The organism is Bacteroides ndongoniae (assembly GCF_900108345.1).
GTDB classification, from domain to species: domain Bacteria; phylum Bacteroidota; class Bacteroidia; order Bacteroidales; family Bacteroidaceae; genus Bacteroides; species Bacteroides ndongoniae.
Window position 1 is genome coordinate 1,144,986 of the sequence record NZ_FNVV01000014.1, and the last position, 17,607, is coordinate 1,162,592.

Annotated in this window: 7 protein-coding genes and 2 pseudogenes; all 9 read right to left on the minus strand. The window is 42.4% G+C overall.

Going from position 1 to position 17,607, the window contains the following annotated elements; genetic code table 11:
• Nucleotides 1–5 precede the first annotated feature (5 nt).
• Nucleotides 6–1,958: pseudogene (locus tag BQ5591_RS22310) on the minus strand (glycoside hydrolase family 5 protein).
• 181 nt (nt 1,959–2,139) lie between these two features.
• Nucleotides 2,140–4,008 carry a sialate O-acetylesterase gene (locus tag BQ5591_RS15590; protein WP_071150030.1) on the minus strand — a complete coding sequence of 623 codons (1,869 nt, stop codon included), beginning with the start codon at nt 4,006–4,008 and terminating at the stop codon, nt 2,140–2,142.
• A gap of 74 nt (nt 4,009–4,082) precedes the next feature.
• Nucleotides 4,083–5,084: a hypothetical protein gene (locus BQ5591_RS15595; RefSeq protein WP_394331822.1), complete on the minus strand. Its 1,002-nt coding sequence runs from the start codon at nt 5,082–5,084 to the stop codon at nt 4,083–4,085.
• 60 nt (nt 5,085–5,144) lie between these two features.
• Nucleotides 5,145–6,667 (minus strand): annotated as a pseudogene (locus BQ5591_RS15600) (glycosyl hydrolase 115 family protein); the annotation flags it as partial.
• Between the two features lie 23 nt (nt 6,668–6,690).
• Entirely contained in the window at nt 6,691–9,306 is a 2,616-nt protein-coding gene (locus BQ5591_RS15605; protein ID WP_071150033.1) for a glycoside hydrolase family 2 protein, read from the minus strand.
• Between the two features lie 451 nt (nt 9,307–9,757).
• Complete coding sequence (locus tag BQ5591_RS15610; RefSeq protein ID WP_071150034.1) at nt 9,758–11,878, minus strand: endo-1,4-beta-xylanase; 2,121 nt, start codon at nt 11,876–11,878, stop codon at nt 9,758–9,760.
• A gap of 18 nt (nt 11,879–11,896) precedes the next feature.
• Complete coding sequence (locus tag BQ5591_RS15615) at nt 11,897–12,904, minus strand: DUF5627 domain-containing protein (RefSeq protein WP_071150035.1); 1,008 nt, start codon at nt 12,902–12,904, stop codon at nt 11,897–11,899.
• A gap of 37 nt (nt 12,905–12,941) precedes the next feature.
• Nucleotides 12,942–14,711 (minus strand): RagB/SusD family nutrient uptake outer membrane protein, encoded by a 1,770-nt coding sequence (locus BQ5591_RS15620; protein WP_071150036.1) that lies wholly within the window; start codon nt 14,709–14,711, stop codon nt 12,942–12,944.
• Nucleotides 14,712–14,737: 26 nt separating this feature from the next.
• On the minus strand, nt 14,738–17,581 hold the full coding sequence (locus BQ5591_RS15625) for a SusC/RagA family TonB-linked outer membrane protein (RefSeq protein ID WP_071150037.1): 2,844 nt from the start codon (nt 17,579–17,581) through the stop codon (nt 14,738–14,740).
• Nucleotides 17,582–17,607: the final 26 nt, after the last annotated feature.

A 17,607-nucleotide genomic window follows, 5' to 3' on the forward strand; every position in this document is an offset into this window, starting at 1 on the left:
GTTCATCATTCTTCCAAAGTCACATCCTTTATTACAATCTCATTTCCGCCACTCGACCAGAAACCAATTATATACAAGTGCGAAGGGTCTAACTTATCGCCGTTACCATCTTTCATATTGTGCAAATCAACCGTAATTTCCCGCGTATTTACAAAATCATACGATGCGGGCGAAGACCAATAAGTATTCTCATCAAATAATCGGAATGATACTGGAAAATTTGGATCAGCATAATCATTTCCCAATTCTACATGTATGCTTTTGTATCCCGACAAATCAAGGCCGCTTTTATATTCCCAGCCACCAAATCCCCACTGACCGGTTATCAATACATGTGTATCTTCATCAAATGAGCCAGTACCAAAAATCGACGGATTAAACATCTCCATAGTCAACAAAAATGGATTCAAAACACGGACTTTAAAACTTATCTCCTTAGTTACATCCTTCTGCGAAGTATAAGATGCTATTACCGTAGCCTCACCTTGTTTAAGAGCTGAAATCTTACCTAACTCCCCTACAGTTACTATATCCGGATTATCACAAGTGAATTTTACTTTTTCGGTCACCATCTGGCTACTTCCATCTGCATACACAGCCTTTATGGCTGCATAACAAGCATCTCCCATTCTGATTTCATTCTCTGTATTCACATTAACCAATTCCAGACTTTCCAGATCGCCTTCAGGAATTTCTTCACCAGCATATTCCTTAAACCAATGATATACAGGCCAAGGACATGCTTCCGGATCGTTCAGGAAAGTATAGGCCCCTTCTTCGCCCGGCACATCTTTAAAATCAATCAATAAATGAGAGCCCGCAAAAAGTAACCAACTCACATTTCCACACTTATCAACAATATATTTAAAGTTAGCACCAAACCCATAGCCACCAGCTACACCTGTATAACTTTTACCCCAGGTTGAATCATATTTAGCCGGAGCCCAATCCATTTCAGTCACCATAATAGGTGCTATATTGGCTGCAGGCTGTATTGAATTGTCCCAACCCTGCTGGAACGATTCATAACCACCTCCCTAGGAGCCGCCCTGTTCTGCACTTTCCTTTTCGGCATCACTGCCATACCAACCAGGATATACATGAATGGCATAACCTATATTATCCCCTTCAATAGGATTGATGGCATAACCACTATATTGTGACTGATAGCCCAATCCTGGCACTCAAATTAGATTCCGAGCCCCATTATCCCGTATCTTGTCGACAATAGCCTGACAGAAAATCTTCATCTGATCATAAAAGATTTGTTCTCCACTTCCACAACGGCTACCATCCGCAGTCATAATATTGATTGGCTCATTAGCCAATTCAAACATGACACCTTTATTATTCTTCAATTTAGGATGCTGAGAAACGATATCCCATACTTTTATCAGGAAGTCATTATAGTCATCTCCTACAGCTATTGTATCCGGAGAAACTCCAGGCGGACGCATTACTACGTATATTCCTCTTTCATTGGCGTATTCAGCCATAGGAACAAACAGTTCATCCAAATACTTACGAAAGCGCGATTCCGAAAAACGTTCATGACCTTCATAACGAACAGACGGCAGTGCAGGATCATCACTCCAATACGGGTCCAAATGCATACGCACAAAGTTCACCCTCCATCCTGCACTCAACATTCCGTCTATCTGTTTTTTATTATGACGCATACATCCGTCTACATCATAATCTCCCCATGTGTTCTGATTAAAGAATGGGCTAAAAGTCATTGCAAATCCATGCAGATTAACAATATCACCCTCTTCATTTCTCAAATAACGTCCAACAACCGAAAGTTTAGGCATATTACCTATATCCGGAGTATCTCCCGGCTTTTCTTCTGGTGTTTCAACGTCTGACTCTCCCGATTCTTCTGGCATTTTGTCATCCGAACATGATGACACAACAAACAATGCCAAAAACAGAAATAAATTCCATAGTGTTTTCATATGCAAAAATGTGTGTGTTTAATGATATTAGTGATGAAGCAAAAATAGCCTCTCTATTCCAAATACACCTTATGTTTATGTTACATAAACTTTCGCTTACGTAACATCACGCGTTTAAATTTGTTAATTACACATGAAAAACAAGCCCAAATTGAAATTTTATCTTCAAAATCTTAAATCCCTACCAAACATCCGTCCGAAATGGCGATGCCAACAAGCCATCCTTATTACACAAATTCGCATCCGACGGATTGTCACTCCATGCATAACGGACAGCTACGGGATGGTCTATTTCCGAGCTACTAACAACTACTTTATTCCCTTTTATCACAGCATCAGCCCAAACAAATTTCCGATCTTCACCAGCTATCGCAAAATGTTTCAAAGCACCACCACGAGACTTTAAGCCACGTCCTTGCGTGTCGAAAGTAAGTATTATACGGTTGCCCTCTATCTTCATATCTTTATAAACAGGGCCTTGACAAACCAATTTTTCCCCATAAGCCAACTTTTTCGCTCCCAAGAATAATCTTTTTGCCACACTTTTTTTATCCAAAGGATGAATGTCATTCCACTCACCGACATCATAAGTTACAGCCAATGATGTATTAGGAATTGTCAATGCAGCCTTCAGTTGCGCTTCACGCAATCGAGCCCATCCGCTATCCGTCGGTTTATCATGTTTCTTCATATAATTAGGAAGCTGAACCAAAAAGAATGGCATATCAGGCATATTCCACAATTCACGCCAATTCTCTACCAACCCTTTCAACATCGGATAATACTCATCAGGACGTCCCGTATTGCTTTCACCTTGATACCATACTGCTCCACGAACTTTCCAATGACGAATCGGATAAATCATTCCATTATAAAGTCCAGAACCGGCTTGACGCAGATTTTTCAATCGGTCAGCATATTTATCCGCTTCACGTTTATCATAACCGACTGCATATTTCCACTCACCTTCCAGATTTACTTCATCTGCATCTCCTTTCAACAAATAGGGTTTGTCCGGTACAATCTCACCGTATCCGTTTGCTGCTTCCAGTCTTAAAGTTATATTATTCACCCCCTCAACCAACACACCGGCAGGAACATCATATTTACGAGGAGGACCAAAGTAGGTTGTATGGCCAACCAGGCATCCATTCACATATACCCTGTCGTCATCCGCCATACGTCCCATATACAGTTTAGCATGACGCCCTACCATGGAAGCCGGACATACAAAACTTTTCCTGTACCAGATAGCCCCTTTCGTCTGAATACCTTTTTCAGCCCATGTACTCGGTACATCTATCGTCTGCCAATCCGAATCATTCCAATCTTTCTTGTACCACAAGCCTTCACCTTTATCCTGACGAGCCTGTTTTACAGCTTCAAAAGCCTCTTGGTCAACGACATAACGAGGCACTTCTTTCAGATGTTCCTGACTGACCCACGACTGTATGGACGATCCTCCAAGGCTTGAAACAATCACTCCAACGGGAAGACCTGTATAGTTATACGTTTCTACTGCAAAAAAATAGGCCAACGAAGTCCAATTCATCACTTCCGACGAAGTAGCCGAATGCCATACGGCATCACCAGCAATCTCTTCCTTCAACTCTTCTTTTGAATCTTGTGTAGGAACCTTATAATGACGAATCATGTGATTATTGGACACTGGTATCTCCGGGAATTTTTCAACCAGCCGATGAATAGGCGTTTCCTGATTGGATTGTCCGGACATCAGCCACACATCACCGACCAATACATCACGTATCGTCAACTCATTTACTTCCATAATGAAAGGACCGCCAGCCGTCTGAGCCGGCAACATCACCTGCCAGTTGCCTTTATCATCAGCTTCCGTATTGTAAAAACTACCTCTAAAGCGTACTGTTACTTTTTCAGCAGGATCAGCCCATCCCCAGATTTTCAGTTCCGTATCACGCTGAAGCACCATCCGGTCACTGACAAGTTTTGGCAAACGTATTTTAGCCGCCAAAGGTTGTGCCGACAAAAGCACCAATAAACTATATATAATGTATGATAATCGTTTCATTTTACTTCTATTATATGAATCAGAAAAACAATTCTAAAACTCAAAAAACTTTCATTACCCAGCTCAACCGGATATTATTTTCCATAACTTCTTGGACCAACATAGGTTTTCTTCAGACCTCCCCAGTCAACAACAACCCGTTGCACAATCATACCGGGGTCTCCACATATCAAAGCCAATGTATGCTTTTCTTTCATCAGATCTATCGGGAAGACTGCTTTAAAAACAGCACCGTTTTGCAAAACTTGTGTCTTCCACTCCGGCGAATATTCTTTTGGAAGATTTTCACCAATAGCAACTTCCGACAGATCTACAGAAACACCGAAACGCGTACTACGCCCTTCGTATATCGGGAAAAATGGCAATGTATATACCGTTACCTCCACACTGTCTGCATCTATTTTGCCTAATTCATATTCAAAACGGGGTGCATCCTTGGCTCTCGGATCAACAACCGGTTGTGTAGCCTCACCCAGCTGAATGCAACGCCAATCATAGCCCAATCCCTCAAGCAATTGTAAGGAATGAGTTGCAGATTCTGTTTTACTCTTATAATCAGCCAAATCGAGCACCGCACAACCTTGCAATACATCCTCATTGGGTAATGGATTAATATCAACCTCTTGTGCAACCACTCCTTCGGTAAAAGTAACATCAGGCATATTCTGATATTTGGCACACCATCCCGGAGCCAGTTCCATCATATAATTCCATTTACCATCCAACAAACTATTATAGCAATCGTTCAATGCCTGGATACTGTCAAAAGCTAATTTCGATTCACGGGCAGCCCAATTAGCGCCAGCCACATCATTCTGTTTCAGCAATTCATGATTCAGTTGTGCCATCAGGAATTTACGGTTCATCTGATACGAAGCCATAGCCGGATAAGCCACCATCTCGTAAAAAGCCGGACGATATGCCTTTGGCATCACGTCAAGCAATTTTTTTACTTTATCCGATAACAGCCGATAATCAGCCAGACGTCCTCGTGCATCATTATAATTGGCAAACGAATATTCCGTATCACTCAGTTTTTCTAAATGAGGCGCATCCCACTCTCTCTCCCATCCCATAAACTCAGGCTTACGACTCCAAGCCAAACGGTAATAATCGTCAAGCAAAGTCTGGAACTCGCCTCGGAAAGTCTGTCCAAATACACCAGCCAGGTAATCAGCCTGATGACGATTCACATTCTGATAATCAAAACGATCAAAATCCCAAGCCATATCAAAGAATGTCGTTACAGCCAACTCCATTGGCTTGATGTCTCCTACATTAAGCAACCAATATCGGTCGGCCCCCGTATCGTAAGCCTTCTTCAACTCTTCGTACATCAACACGGGAGGAGTTGTATTAAGCCACAAATAATCATGAGGAGCTCCCAAATAAGATGTATGATAATATACTCCTGCACGTCCTGTACGCTTTTGTTCATCCGGATTGCTTAAGCGCTTTAAATAACCATAGTTATCATCCACCCAAACCAAAGTAACTCGTCCGGAACTTTCAGACCCGCTTCGTACAACTCCAATGCCTCTTTGTAAGGAACAAATATCTGTGGAACCTCTTCAAGTGGTTTATCAATGTATTTCTTTAAAATCTTGCGCTGGTCTGTGATGGCTTGCGACAACATTTCGACTTTTTCTTCTTCACTCATGTCGCCACGCATTCCCTCGTCGTGCAATCCGCGCATAGCCAACGTATATACGTTTTCATAAGGGGCAGCCTCTTTTACACGGTTATCCAGCTTTTTCAATATAGTCTTCCGGTTGGTCTTATAATTCCATTCACCATCCCGTCCCTTATTCCACTCCCATGTCGAAGCATTATTGAACAGCAAAGGTTCGCAATGCGACGTAGTAATAAGAATGCCGTATTCATCAGCCACCTTCTTACTGCCCGGATGAGAATAAAAGGCCCCTGTACAGGTATGCATAGCCGGAGCTAACATATTTCCTTTCAGACGAAGAATCAGTTCGCATACCTTCGCATATGTCTTAGGACCTATATCGTTCAGTTCCTTTTCGAAGTTCTTGGAAGCCCAAGGTTTCATGCCCCAATCTTCATCATTGATAAAAATGCCACGATACTTTATCGATGGCGTGTCAGATACATAGTTTGCCTCTACAAAAACGGCGTCCCTATGTACTACTGGCACATCGGCCCACCAATACCAGGGCGAAACACCAATAGCCTCGCTGATAGAGAAAACACCATAAGCGGTTCCACGACGATCGCTACCAGCCACTACTATAGCACGTTTCACTCCGTCAAACGGATGCTCAATAGTACGAACGATAAAACGTTCCCAACCACCCTGAATAGTCGAGATATCCAGTTTCCCTTCTTCTACCAACCGGTCTATCCAACGACTATATCCAATAGTACCTACAATTACAGCTTCTCCATTCTGCAATGCTGTAGTTTGCGCCACAATCGAATTTCCTGTCACCCGTTCAATATCTGCCGCAAGCAGACAGGCAGCTTTTTTAGCAACCTCCCAATCATCGGCATCATATAAGATTGCAGCTTTAGTCAGTTCTACTTTATTAATGCCACCCTCGTAACTCACCGTCACAACATCAGTAGCATAAAGCGACGTCGTTAGCAGCAACAATAAAGACATTAAAATTTGTTTCATATTCATTCTATTCATTTTATTACCCTATATTCAAATACTTAATCAGCTACACGGCCTTGTACCCTGACTTCTGCCAATCGAGGCCAAATATTTCCTTCATCCATACTGAAAGAAAAACGTACAAAACGCATCTTCAATGGCTGTTCAAAAGAAAGCCTTACATCTTGTTTCTCACCTGTAGTTGTACTATAATCACCCACAAGCTGCCACGTTTCTTTATCGGCAGAAATTTCTATTTTAAAACGGCAGTTTACTTTTTCTGCAAACCGGGCCGTTATAGTATGCAGCCAAAGTCCTCTTTCTGTATCCAATATCCAATAAGCCGAGTTTTCCTCTGCCGCTGGTTGCCAATAACTTTCTTCATCCCCATCAGCAGCCAGTCCCGGTGAATGCCCTTTCTGCGAACTTGAAGCAAACGTCGGATTATTCAGACCATAAGTTTGCATTTCGCCACCTTCAATACCTTTTATATAACGTATGTAAGGACGGTCCACAACCTCTGGACTAACCCCTTCCTGATATGCCTGTTCACCCTCAAAGCGTAATGTCAAGCGAGCAGAAGACAGTCCGGGCGATGAAGCTTCCACCACTGTATTTCCGGCATAATAAGACCGAAAAGCAATGGCGGCCTTACCATCCTGAATGCGAATATCACTGTCCGGGCGGAAAGTAATAGACTTTCCTGTAGGAAACTCACCTGGTCCCGACACTACTCGCAATGTCACTGTCGGTGTATTGCTCAATTCCCGGCCATCGGCATCTGTTACCACTACAATCAGTTGTGTGTCGTCTGTTCCATCTGTTGCAATATTGTCCGTTTTCGAAGCTTTCAGCAGCAAGCGGGCAGCCTCCCCTTCGGCAGGCCACTCAGGTGGAGCCACCTTGGTATAAGCATTCCGATACCAGTACCAGGAACGTTTCGGTAAACGGAAATAATCTACAATACCCATCTTAGCCATATCGCTACCAAATATGCTGCCATGATCGAAACCACACCAGATTGCCTGACCGCTTCTCCAAGTACGTCCTTTCCAACTATCATCACGTGCCAGATCTCCCCAACCGGGTATATATTGTCCCGGACGGTCTGCTGTCGTGCTACCATATTCAGTAACTACCGAAGGCACAGGCGGCTGCTGGAAATCAGGGATATTAGCTCCATCGCCATTATAGCCAGCTACGTCACCAATCAAATCGATGCGTTCCTCTCCCAACGGACGTTGTACTCCACCAACCGCAGCCTTACGGGTATCATCCAGCATGTGAGTTTTTTCAACCATCCGCTTTAACAATCTTTTCACCCCCGGCATGGTCTGTCCATCGGTAAAGAAAGGTTCGTTACACATACTCCAGACAAACACCGACGGATGGTTGCGATGAATGCGTATCATTTCTTCCAGCTGACGCAATACATCAGCCTCGAACGCCGCCGTATCGGCAGCATTCAGCGGATAAGCTCCGGCTGTCCACCCACCGTCTACTTTCGGACCTGCTGTACTCCAGAAAGGAGCTTCAGACCAGAACAACATGCCTTCACGGTCGCAAGCATCCGTGAAAGCCGGAGAATGCGGATAGTGTGAACCACGAATCATATCAAAGCCCGCTTCTTTCATCAACCGCACATCCCTACGGGCTGCAGCATCGGTCACAGCATCACCCCATCCAGCCTGATCCTGGTGTACATTTGCTCCTCTAAAATAATAATGCTCCCCATTCAGGAAAAATCCCTTATCCGCAGTCCACTCAAACCATCGGAAACCAAACGTGATTTCTTCCGAATCCAGCAAGCGTTTTCCGTCATACAACTTGCTGACCAATGTATAAAGAGCTGGAGAAGCCGGAGACCAAAGAGCCGGAGAAACTATTTCCGGAGTTTGTACGTCATAAAGCGTCTCCTTGCCAGCCTCAATGCGTTTCGTTTTTGAGCACTCTGCAACCTTCTGTCCCAAAGAGTTCTTTACTATTATATATAAGGTATAGTCTCCCATTCGGTCATCAGTGTTCTTCACACAGGCTTTTACCCTTACTGACGACGATTTACCTGCATTCTTCTCCAGCGTCGGAGTAGTAACAGCCGTACCGTACCAATCCAAATAAACCGGATGTTTTTTCACCAAACGGACATTCCGATAAATACCTCCACTAAACACATGCTCACCACCCCGTGGAGCCAGGGTAGCTTGCCAAAGATTATTCACTCTGACGGCTATCACATTGTCTCCCTCCATTGCATACGGAGTAAAGTCGATACTGAATCCTGTATATCCACCTGCATGGCTTCCAGCCAGCCGTCCATTGACATAAACTTCTGCTTCCTGAAAAACGCCATCGAATTCCAGAAAAAGTCGCTTCGACAAGTCTTTTTTTCCCAGCTGAAGGTGTTTCCTATACCAGCCATAGCCTACATAAAAATCTTTCGATAGAAAATAAGGGATGCTGAACGAATGAGGCAATCCGATAGGTTCCCAATCGGCATCGTTATATTGTGGCTGAGCCGCACCCGCCACATCTCCCTGCTTATATTTCCATAAGCGATTCAACAACGTTGTCTCACGTCCCTTCTCCGAAGTTCGTTCTGACGTAACAGTTCCCCACACATATAATGGCAAAGCCAAAAGGAAAAATAGTAGTAATAGCGTTTTATAGTTCTTCATAATAAAAAAACGGTTATAAAAAATTTCTATTGTTACAAATATAGTTCCTTTTTAGCGAACAGACCTTATTGATATGTTACATAAACTTTCGTTCACGTAACATCACAAGCAAAAATTGATTAAATTATGGTTATTCAGTATCCGATTTGCTTATTGCACATCGTTTTTTTGCCAACTATGCACTTCGACTGCACTAACTGTTACAGTGTTGCTACACCAATTATGCAGCGTTACTGCATTAACTGTTGCAGTACGAAGAGCTAACTGGGGAAAATATTGTGGATAATAGGGGAAGAAAATAAATTGTATCATAGAAAAAATCATTTGCCGATTAGTAATAAAAAAACCTGCACTATCTTCGCAGATAATGCAGGCTATTATAAGAAGTAATTAATCTTTCAAATTTCAAAACGAAAGAATTTCCCTTAACTCTTATCAAATAAAACTTGTGTTATTCTTCTCCAGATAAACCTTTCAGGAATCCTTCATAAGTCGGCTTACGGTTGTAGTTGATATCCCAAAGACCTACAGGCTCTCCACCTCTCCAGCCTGAGTCAGCTGGACTATCCGTAGCGCACCACTGAGTGATACCATACTGTTGCTCAACAGGAATAATCTCAAAATACTTACGGATAATGAATGTATAGAACTCTGCCATCTTTTGTTGTTGCTCAAAAGTCACTTCTTCTGTTTTAAGGCCAGTACCAAATGCTTTTTCGCAAATACCCATATCCAATTCCGAAATCTTAATCAGTTTACCGCTGGCAGCCAATATCTGGAACATGTTAACAATGGCATCTTCCTGAGCCTTCTGATCAGCCTCATTCAAGATGTAAGTAACATGCATCTGTGTACCAATACCATCAATCTTTGTCACACCATCAGATTCCCAGGTTTCAATCCAGTGCACCAAACTCTCGGCTTTTTTATTACCATCCCACCACGTTTCCAAGTTATAATCGTTGATAAAGAGCTTCAAGTCGGAAGGATTGCCACCATATTCCTGGAAGTATTGACGGGCTTTAGCGACTACGATACGTACGTAATCTTCGTTACCCAAATAATCCTGCCAATAGAAATTCGTTGTAGGATCACCATTCGATGCAGACTGAAGGTCATAATATCCATCGCCATCAGCGTCGGTTCCAGAAATAGCTTCATTAACTGCATCCCATGTGGTTACATAACCACCAGTAGCTTCCATCATACCCTTGATCCAGTTATCCATGGCCCAAGTAAGGGTATCCTTCTTTTCTTCAGGAGTCATTTCAATAATATTTGTCTTCTCCTCATAATATAGACATATATCATCAAAATAAAGAGAACCTTCATAGTCACCTACATTAAACAACAAACGAGTAGCACCATCACCACTACAAGTTGTGGAGACTGTTATTTCTTTCCAATCTGTTGTAACAGCAAACGCTGGAAAGTCTCCACAGCCAACATACCCGTTAGGATTTTGGAAACCCGCAACAATTGCACCATCTTTTGATCCCTTTACTTTTAGCCTCAAGAAATACTTCTTACCATTTTCAAACGGAGTAGACTGTTCATAACACAGTTGTTTTTCCCAGTTCTGAGCTGCTAAAGGATTCTCAATAACACACACACCATCTACAACCGAAATAGAAAGTCCATCTCCCCAGCCACCAATAGGAGTACCATCTGAGAAATCATGTTCAATAACGGGCACCTCTTTCGCTGTTGCCGCAACTTCTGTATGGGTAACTTTCAACCATTTGATTCTAATATCACCCTCAAAAGTTCCTGGTTGGAAAACAACAAAACTAGATGTAACCGGGCAGTTATCATATTCGACACTTACTTCCTGCCATTCTTCATTAAAAGAAATAGTCTGTTCCAGGATATTACCCCAGTTTCCAAATTGAGCATTCAAAGAGCCCGGTGCTGAACCCTGAATGCAAACTGTTACCTTATAAGTTTGCCCAACCGTTGTTGGTATTTGGTCTGCTACGAAATACTGGTACCATTCGCCCGGATAATGGCTAACCATGCAACCGTCTACAAATTCTGGAGTATATCCCATAACATGAAAAGGAAACTCTGTATAAGTGGAGTAATCAAAATACGCGTCTTGAATTTCTTCCAAATCACCTTCCATTTCTTTATCAGCGATCAATCCATTCAAATAAGTCATATTTTGCTGTGAATGCCACGCCAATGTATGTCCATATATTGTAATACCAGCAGCCTTAGCTTCATCTACAAAATTAGATACTGTAGAGAAATTCATGACACCTTCATCATTTACGACAGAAGCATACTTCATAGCATTACCAGCAGTCATTTCATCAAAGTTAGTCGTAACAGCTTCATAAACTACGCCATGCTGAACAAAATCGTTCACTGCCGCCGCCAATCCCAACTTAAAGTTGGGATATTTAGTGCGGTCTATATATGATTTCAGTACATCATAATTATTCAAATACTCATATTGAGCAATGCTTTCCGGTTTTTCCACCGGATAAGGCAAAATAGCATCATCAACGCACGATCCCATTGCCAAACCCAATGCCAGCACAGGAAGCAATTTCATGTATCGTTTCATGTTCTTTTTCTTTTAAGGTTAATTATTATAAGTAACATCAAACCATTCGGCCTTTACTTGGCGATCACGCATCACCAAAGTGTCCTTGGTAGCGTAAGTCACTGTACCCAAATCTACCGTGTAATCCAAATACAGCACATCGCGATCCTTATGATTGAACGAGTTCTTTTCGCCTTTCTCTACATACTTACCATTACCTGTAACCGTACATCCCGGTGTATCGGTAGAAAGTGTACATTCGTTGTTATCATTAAATGTTAGAATCAGATTGCAATTCTGACCACCAAGTGTCAGAGCAAAATTGGCATCCTTCAGTGAACGGGTAGTCAATTCGCAAACCTCATCGTTCTCTACATATTGTTCATGACGCACTATAGTAGAAGTAGAGCCCCCAGCAGTCACTTGGTCTACACCCCGACGTAAATATACGGCATCCCACGGATTAATATATTTCACAGCATACAAGATATAATCTTTAGGAACTACATTCCAATCTCCTTTATTACAACGGTCAGCATCATCAACCATCGGAGAACCAGACAAGATAGAATCCGCATTCTGTACGTTGGACATTACCAAAGGAATCACATACGTAGTCTCAATAGACTTGGGATCAGCAAAGAAAGCATCGGTCAACTGTACTTCTACTCCTCCGCTAATTTCGCCCTTAGGAATCACAATTTGATTGGAAGCCAACGTATAATAATTGGAAGGCATCGGTTCTACCGGTTCACCACTGGCAAAAGACAGATTATCGCACAATGAGTTCACCACAGCAATATCTACCGTAGGCGTTGTGTTATTTTCATAAACACCGCCCATAGTAGCCTTAATGATACACTTATGTTGATTGTCTATTGTGTTGTCAAAAGTCTCGTCATTACCCAAGACGATCGTTCTTATCGGATATTGATAAGCAAAATACACGGTTGTTGTTCCGTAATCAGGGAAAGACCATTCCTGATTCTCGCATGATGAAAAAACCGTCAGCACAATCAATGAAAACAGATAAAATATTTTTTTCATTTTCTACTAAATTTTAAGTCGTTCAGAATAATTCTAATTACCAACCTTGGTTCTGTTCCAAAGCATCGAATTTCACCACTTCACTATATGGTATCGGTCCAAACCGCATGAAATCGTTATAGGTACGGCTCTCCACATCAAACACCTGATATGTCCCAGCACTGATGCGCACACCTTTAGCCGGTTCGTTCAAACTTAAGTTCCAACGACGCAAATCCCAAAAACGGAAACCTTCGAAGCACAGTTCCAGACGACGTTCATTGCGAATCAGTTCGCGCATTTGAGTTTGATCGTTCTTCACACTTTCCAAATACGGGTCGCCATTATCAGTACCTACACCAGCACGTTGACGAATAGCCTTAATGACATCGTAAGCCGAATAGCCATGCGTACCCATGCCCGTAGGTCCCCATGCCTCATTGGCAGCTTCCGCATAATTCAGAAAAATTTCCGTATAACGGATGCGAGGGCTATAATGAGGCTGGCCAGTCGTTGTAGTAGAACTCAGGTAAACATCCTCACGAAGATGTTTACGCAGGTAGTAACCTGTACGGGTTGAATAACCATTTTCACGATTCAAGCCATCTCTGTTGGCCGTATTGTCCACGCTTGTATCGATCGTTTTGCTATCGTTGCCCATCACTGTACCGTTCACTACAATATACAAACTCAAACGCGGGTCACGATTGGCATAAGGATCCTGTGAATTGTAACCCGATTCGGAAGAAGAGATAGGATAGCCATTCGCCATGGGGAAAGCGTCTACGAGATTCTGAGTCGGATTGACTTGTCCGCTTCCAAACAAGCTGGGCGGAAACTGAGCCTGCTCCAAAGAATAAGCGGTAGCATCCTTACCATTTCTCCAAATCATCTCAGGAGGATTGGATCCGCCAGTCAGATCGTTAATCTCAGCGGCATTCTTATACCAAGTATGTCCCTGAGCGGCCAAACCAGAAACACCACCAATCAAATCCAGAATTTCTCCGTTATAGTCGGCTGCTTCGCTCCATGTCGCACTGCTACCTTCTGCAAAAGCCGGGCTAGCAGCCAACAAAGCAGTCTTAGCACGAAAAGCCAAAGCAATACGACCACTCATACGAGAACGGAAGTTATCTCCAAAAACGATATTATATTGGCTAAAATTAGCCCCCTCAGTACGATACTTCGTCGGAACTTGTTCATCCGATGAAATATTTTCATAATCTAAAGGTAGCAGTTCTTCAGCCATTGCTACGTCATCATAAATAGCCTGAACACATTCATCGAAAGTATTACGCGGATAATTAAAATCTGAATTCTCATCTTCTACAGTTTCCACAATGGGTACCCCCAACAAACGTCCATCAGCAGTCCAGCCAGCATGTGCTTGCAACATATAAAAAGAGAACATTGCACGCAATCCATAAGCTTCACCTTTCAGCCGATCACAGAACATCTGGTTCACAATTGGAGTGTTTGCCCACGAAACCTGATCCACCATAGTCAGAAAAAGATTGAGATAGTGAATAGCAGCCTTGCAAGAGCCCCACTGATCCATAGGGTTATTATTAGAGGTCCACGAACCGGTAGCCATCTTCAGATAACTGTTGGCAGTCTGGTTAGTCACAGCATCATCTGTAGCCACATCATTAAACGATTGCGAGCTATAAGGATTTCGGGTATAAGCATTTGCCAGAATGCCTTCGGCATACAACGGATCATTTAAGCCATCTGAAACCTGCTTGTTGTTTTCTATAGCCGGTGTAAACAAGTCGTCGCATCCCACCAGCAAAAGAGCTGCGACAAAAACAGTGAATATCTTTTTCATAAGAGTCTACTTTATAAAATGTTTGTTTAGAAACCGATCTTGAAACCAATGTTGTAGAAACGGTTCTGAGGAGCCGCTCCTGTAGTCAGTTCCAATTTCTCACGCTCTTTCGAGATGGTCAACAGATTGCTGGCATAAGCATATACCGACAAACTGTGTACAAACGATCCACGTAACCATTGCTGAGGCAAATCATAAGTCAATTGCAACCGTGAAAGATTAAAGCGATTTGTGCTATATAACCAGAAATCAGAATTACGGTAATTATGATTATCGGTTTGTGTTGTCAAACGTGGATAAGTTGCAGTTTCTGCTGTTTCCGGAGTCCAGCGTCCGCGTACCACTTCTGAATATTTCTTATCACCATACACCCAATAATAATCACCACTCATGAATGCAGAAGCGCCCCAATAGCCTGTACCTACAGCAAACAAAGTAAAGTTTTTCCACTTTAATGTCAGGTTCAATCCCAACGTTAACGGAGAACCTTGCCAACCATACCGTTCGCCTAAATAAACTTCATCTTTCTCATCAATTACCTTGTCACCATTTTGATCAATATATTTCAAATCGCCCGGTTTTAATTCACCATTATAAGAAGAAGAAATACCCGAATTCAAAATTTCTTCTTCACTTTGATAGAATCCATCGGTCTGCAACCCCCAGATACCATCTGTCGGTTTACCCTTAGTATAACGATATTCATCTTCGTACAACTCATTCACTTTCGTGTTCTCATTTGTAAAATAAGTAGCATTCACACCCAGATTAACATCTACCTGACTTACTTTCTTATGGAAATTTAAAGCCAGATCGAAACCTGTACGAGTACTATTATTATAATTTACATATGGCAACAAACTGCTTTCTGGCCAATAAGATACGAAATAATTAGGATAACTGGTAGTAGGTTGCACTAACATACCTTCAAGACTATTCTTGAAAAACGAAGCGTCGAAACTCAGCATGTTCTTCCACAACGAACCACGCAAGCCTACACTAATCTCTTTACGTTTGATGAAAGACAAATCGGGATTATTACCACGCCTAGACTCTGTAGCATGACTTTGGTTACCGTCTGCCCATCCCCACCAAGCACCATTGGCCTGATCATACGTAGTTTGATACATATAATATTCATCAATACCCAAATCTGTATTCAAGACGGAAGCAGAAGCAGTCAGCATCAGGTCATCCAAAACCGTTGCATCTTCCATGAAGGCTTCTTTACTCAGACGCCAACCCAAAGTGAGAGACGGAGAAAACGCATTTCGATTACCTTCGGGCAGACGTGCAGAGTGAATCAAAGCGCCTCCAAAACTCGCATAATACTTACTCAGGTAATCGTAATCAACCTGTAAACCTAAGTTCACATTACTAGTCTTGTGATAAACACCACTCTCACCCTGTTGATAACCGGCAGCAATTAACATTGCTGACAAGGTGTGATTATCGGCAAACTTGTTGTTATAATTAAGTTGTGCGGAAAAAGCCATGGTCTGACGATTCCAACTATCAGCAACGTGCTGAACACCATCGTGTACGTCATCGCCAAATTTGGTCAAACCAACAATCAGGTCTTTTCCATTCACGTTCGCCCACTGAGGCTCATAAGTCGCGTACGTATCACCGTAATAACGATTATAGGTTGTTGCATAATCGATAGCAAAACGTGTCTGAAAAGACAAGCCTTTCAAAACCATAGAAAGATCGACATCTACCCCCATATCAAACTGGTACTGACGACTCGTATAGGTATTGACACCAGCAGCATACAGATTAGCAATCTCGTTAGTTTGATCCACCTGAGTACCACCCAGCAAATATTTGCCATCTATCAAGTGACTGCTATTGTTTATGAAATTCCACGCATCAGTATTGTTCTGCATTACATAATCGATGGGAATGAGAGGAGAAATACGGTTAGGACGTAACGAAGCAGCTGCACTCCAAAAATTACCACGTGCTCCACGACCGTCGTAAAAGGTAGCATTAGCATTTACATAAGTCTTCACGTAATCGCCCAAGTTGACATCAATGTTACCACGTACACTAAAACGGGTAGTACGATCATCCTTAGCGTTACCCACTTTCACCAATGAACCGATGTTGTAGAGGTTAATATTAGTATAGAAACGAGCTTTTTCGGAACCACCAGAAATCTCAGCAGTCACATCCGACTCGTTATAAGCCTTCTTCAAATATTCATCTGAATAAAGGTTTACATCCGGATAACGGTAGGGATTGATGCCAGAACCATGATTATAAATTTCGGCTGCGCTGTATAAGGGATCCATTCCGTCATTCACACGCGCTTCATTATAAAGCGTCATATATTCGGCAGCACCTAAATACTTAGGATAGCTGATAGGTACATGGAAACCCGTATTACCACGAACATCAATGCGAGTATCACCTACCTGACCACGCTTCGTAGTGATGTAGATAACACCTTTGGCAGCACGGCTACCATAAAGAACAACAGCAGAAGCCCCCTTCAAGAAAGTAATATCTTTAATTTCAGAAGGCATTACGTTGTTGGCGTCACGAGGCACACCATCTACCAATACCAAGTAAGAATCCATACCCCACAAACTATTACCATTCCAGCCGCTCACCATACTTTGCATATCGCTCAGGCTATAGGTAAAATAATTCTTCTTCATGAGTTCTTCCACATTAACCGAAGAGACTCCTCCCAACAGGTCATTCTTGTTGACCTTCCGATAAGCAATTTGCACCATTTCATCTTCAGTAGCCGACAGTGAATCTGTACCGAATACCTCCGGTTGCAAATCCTGTGCACCTACATACAATGAAGAAGCGGCAAATGCCATACATAAAACGGACTTTATTCGTATGCTTTTCATTTTTTTGTTCCTTTTTGTTTAGCGTT

Bases quoted from the DNA above. Each gene is read 5' to 3' on its own strand.
- BQ5591_RS15590 (WP_071150030.1), bottom strand. From the start codon at position 4,008: ATGAAACGATTATCATACATTATATATAGTTTATTGGTGCTTTTGTCG.
- BQ5591_RS15595 (WP_394331822.1), bottom strand. From the start codon at position 5,084: ATGGGATGGGAGAGAGAGTGGGATGCGCCTCATTTAGAAAAACTGAGT.
- BQ5591_RS15605 (WP_071150033.1), bottom strand. From the start codon at position 9,306: ATGAAGAACTATAAAACGCTATTACTACTATTTTTCCTTTTGGCTTTG.
- BQ5591_RS15610 (WP_071150034.1), bottom strand. From the start codon at position 11,878: ATGAAACGATACATGAAATTGCTTCCTGTGCTGGCATTGGGTTTGGCA.
- BQ5591_RS15615 (WP_071150035.1), bottom strand. From the start codon at position 12,904: ATGAAAAAAATATTTTATCTGTTTTCATTGATTGTGCTGACGGTTTTT.
- BQ5591_RS15620 (WP_071150036.1), bottom strand. From the start codon at position 14,711: ATGAAAAAGATATTCACTGTTTTTGTCGCAGCTCTTTTGCTGGTGGGA.
- BQ5591_RS15625 (WP_071150037.1), bottom strand. From the start codon at position 17,581: ATGAAAAGCATACGAATAAAGTCCGTTTTATGTATGGCATTTGCCGCT.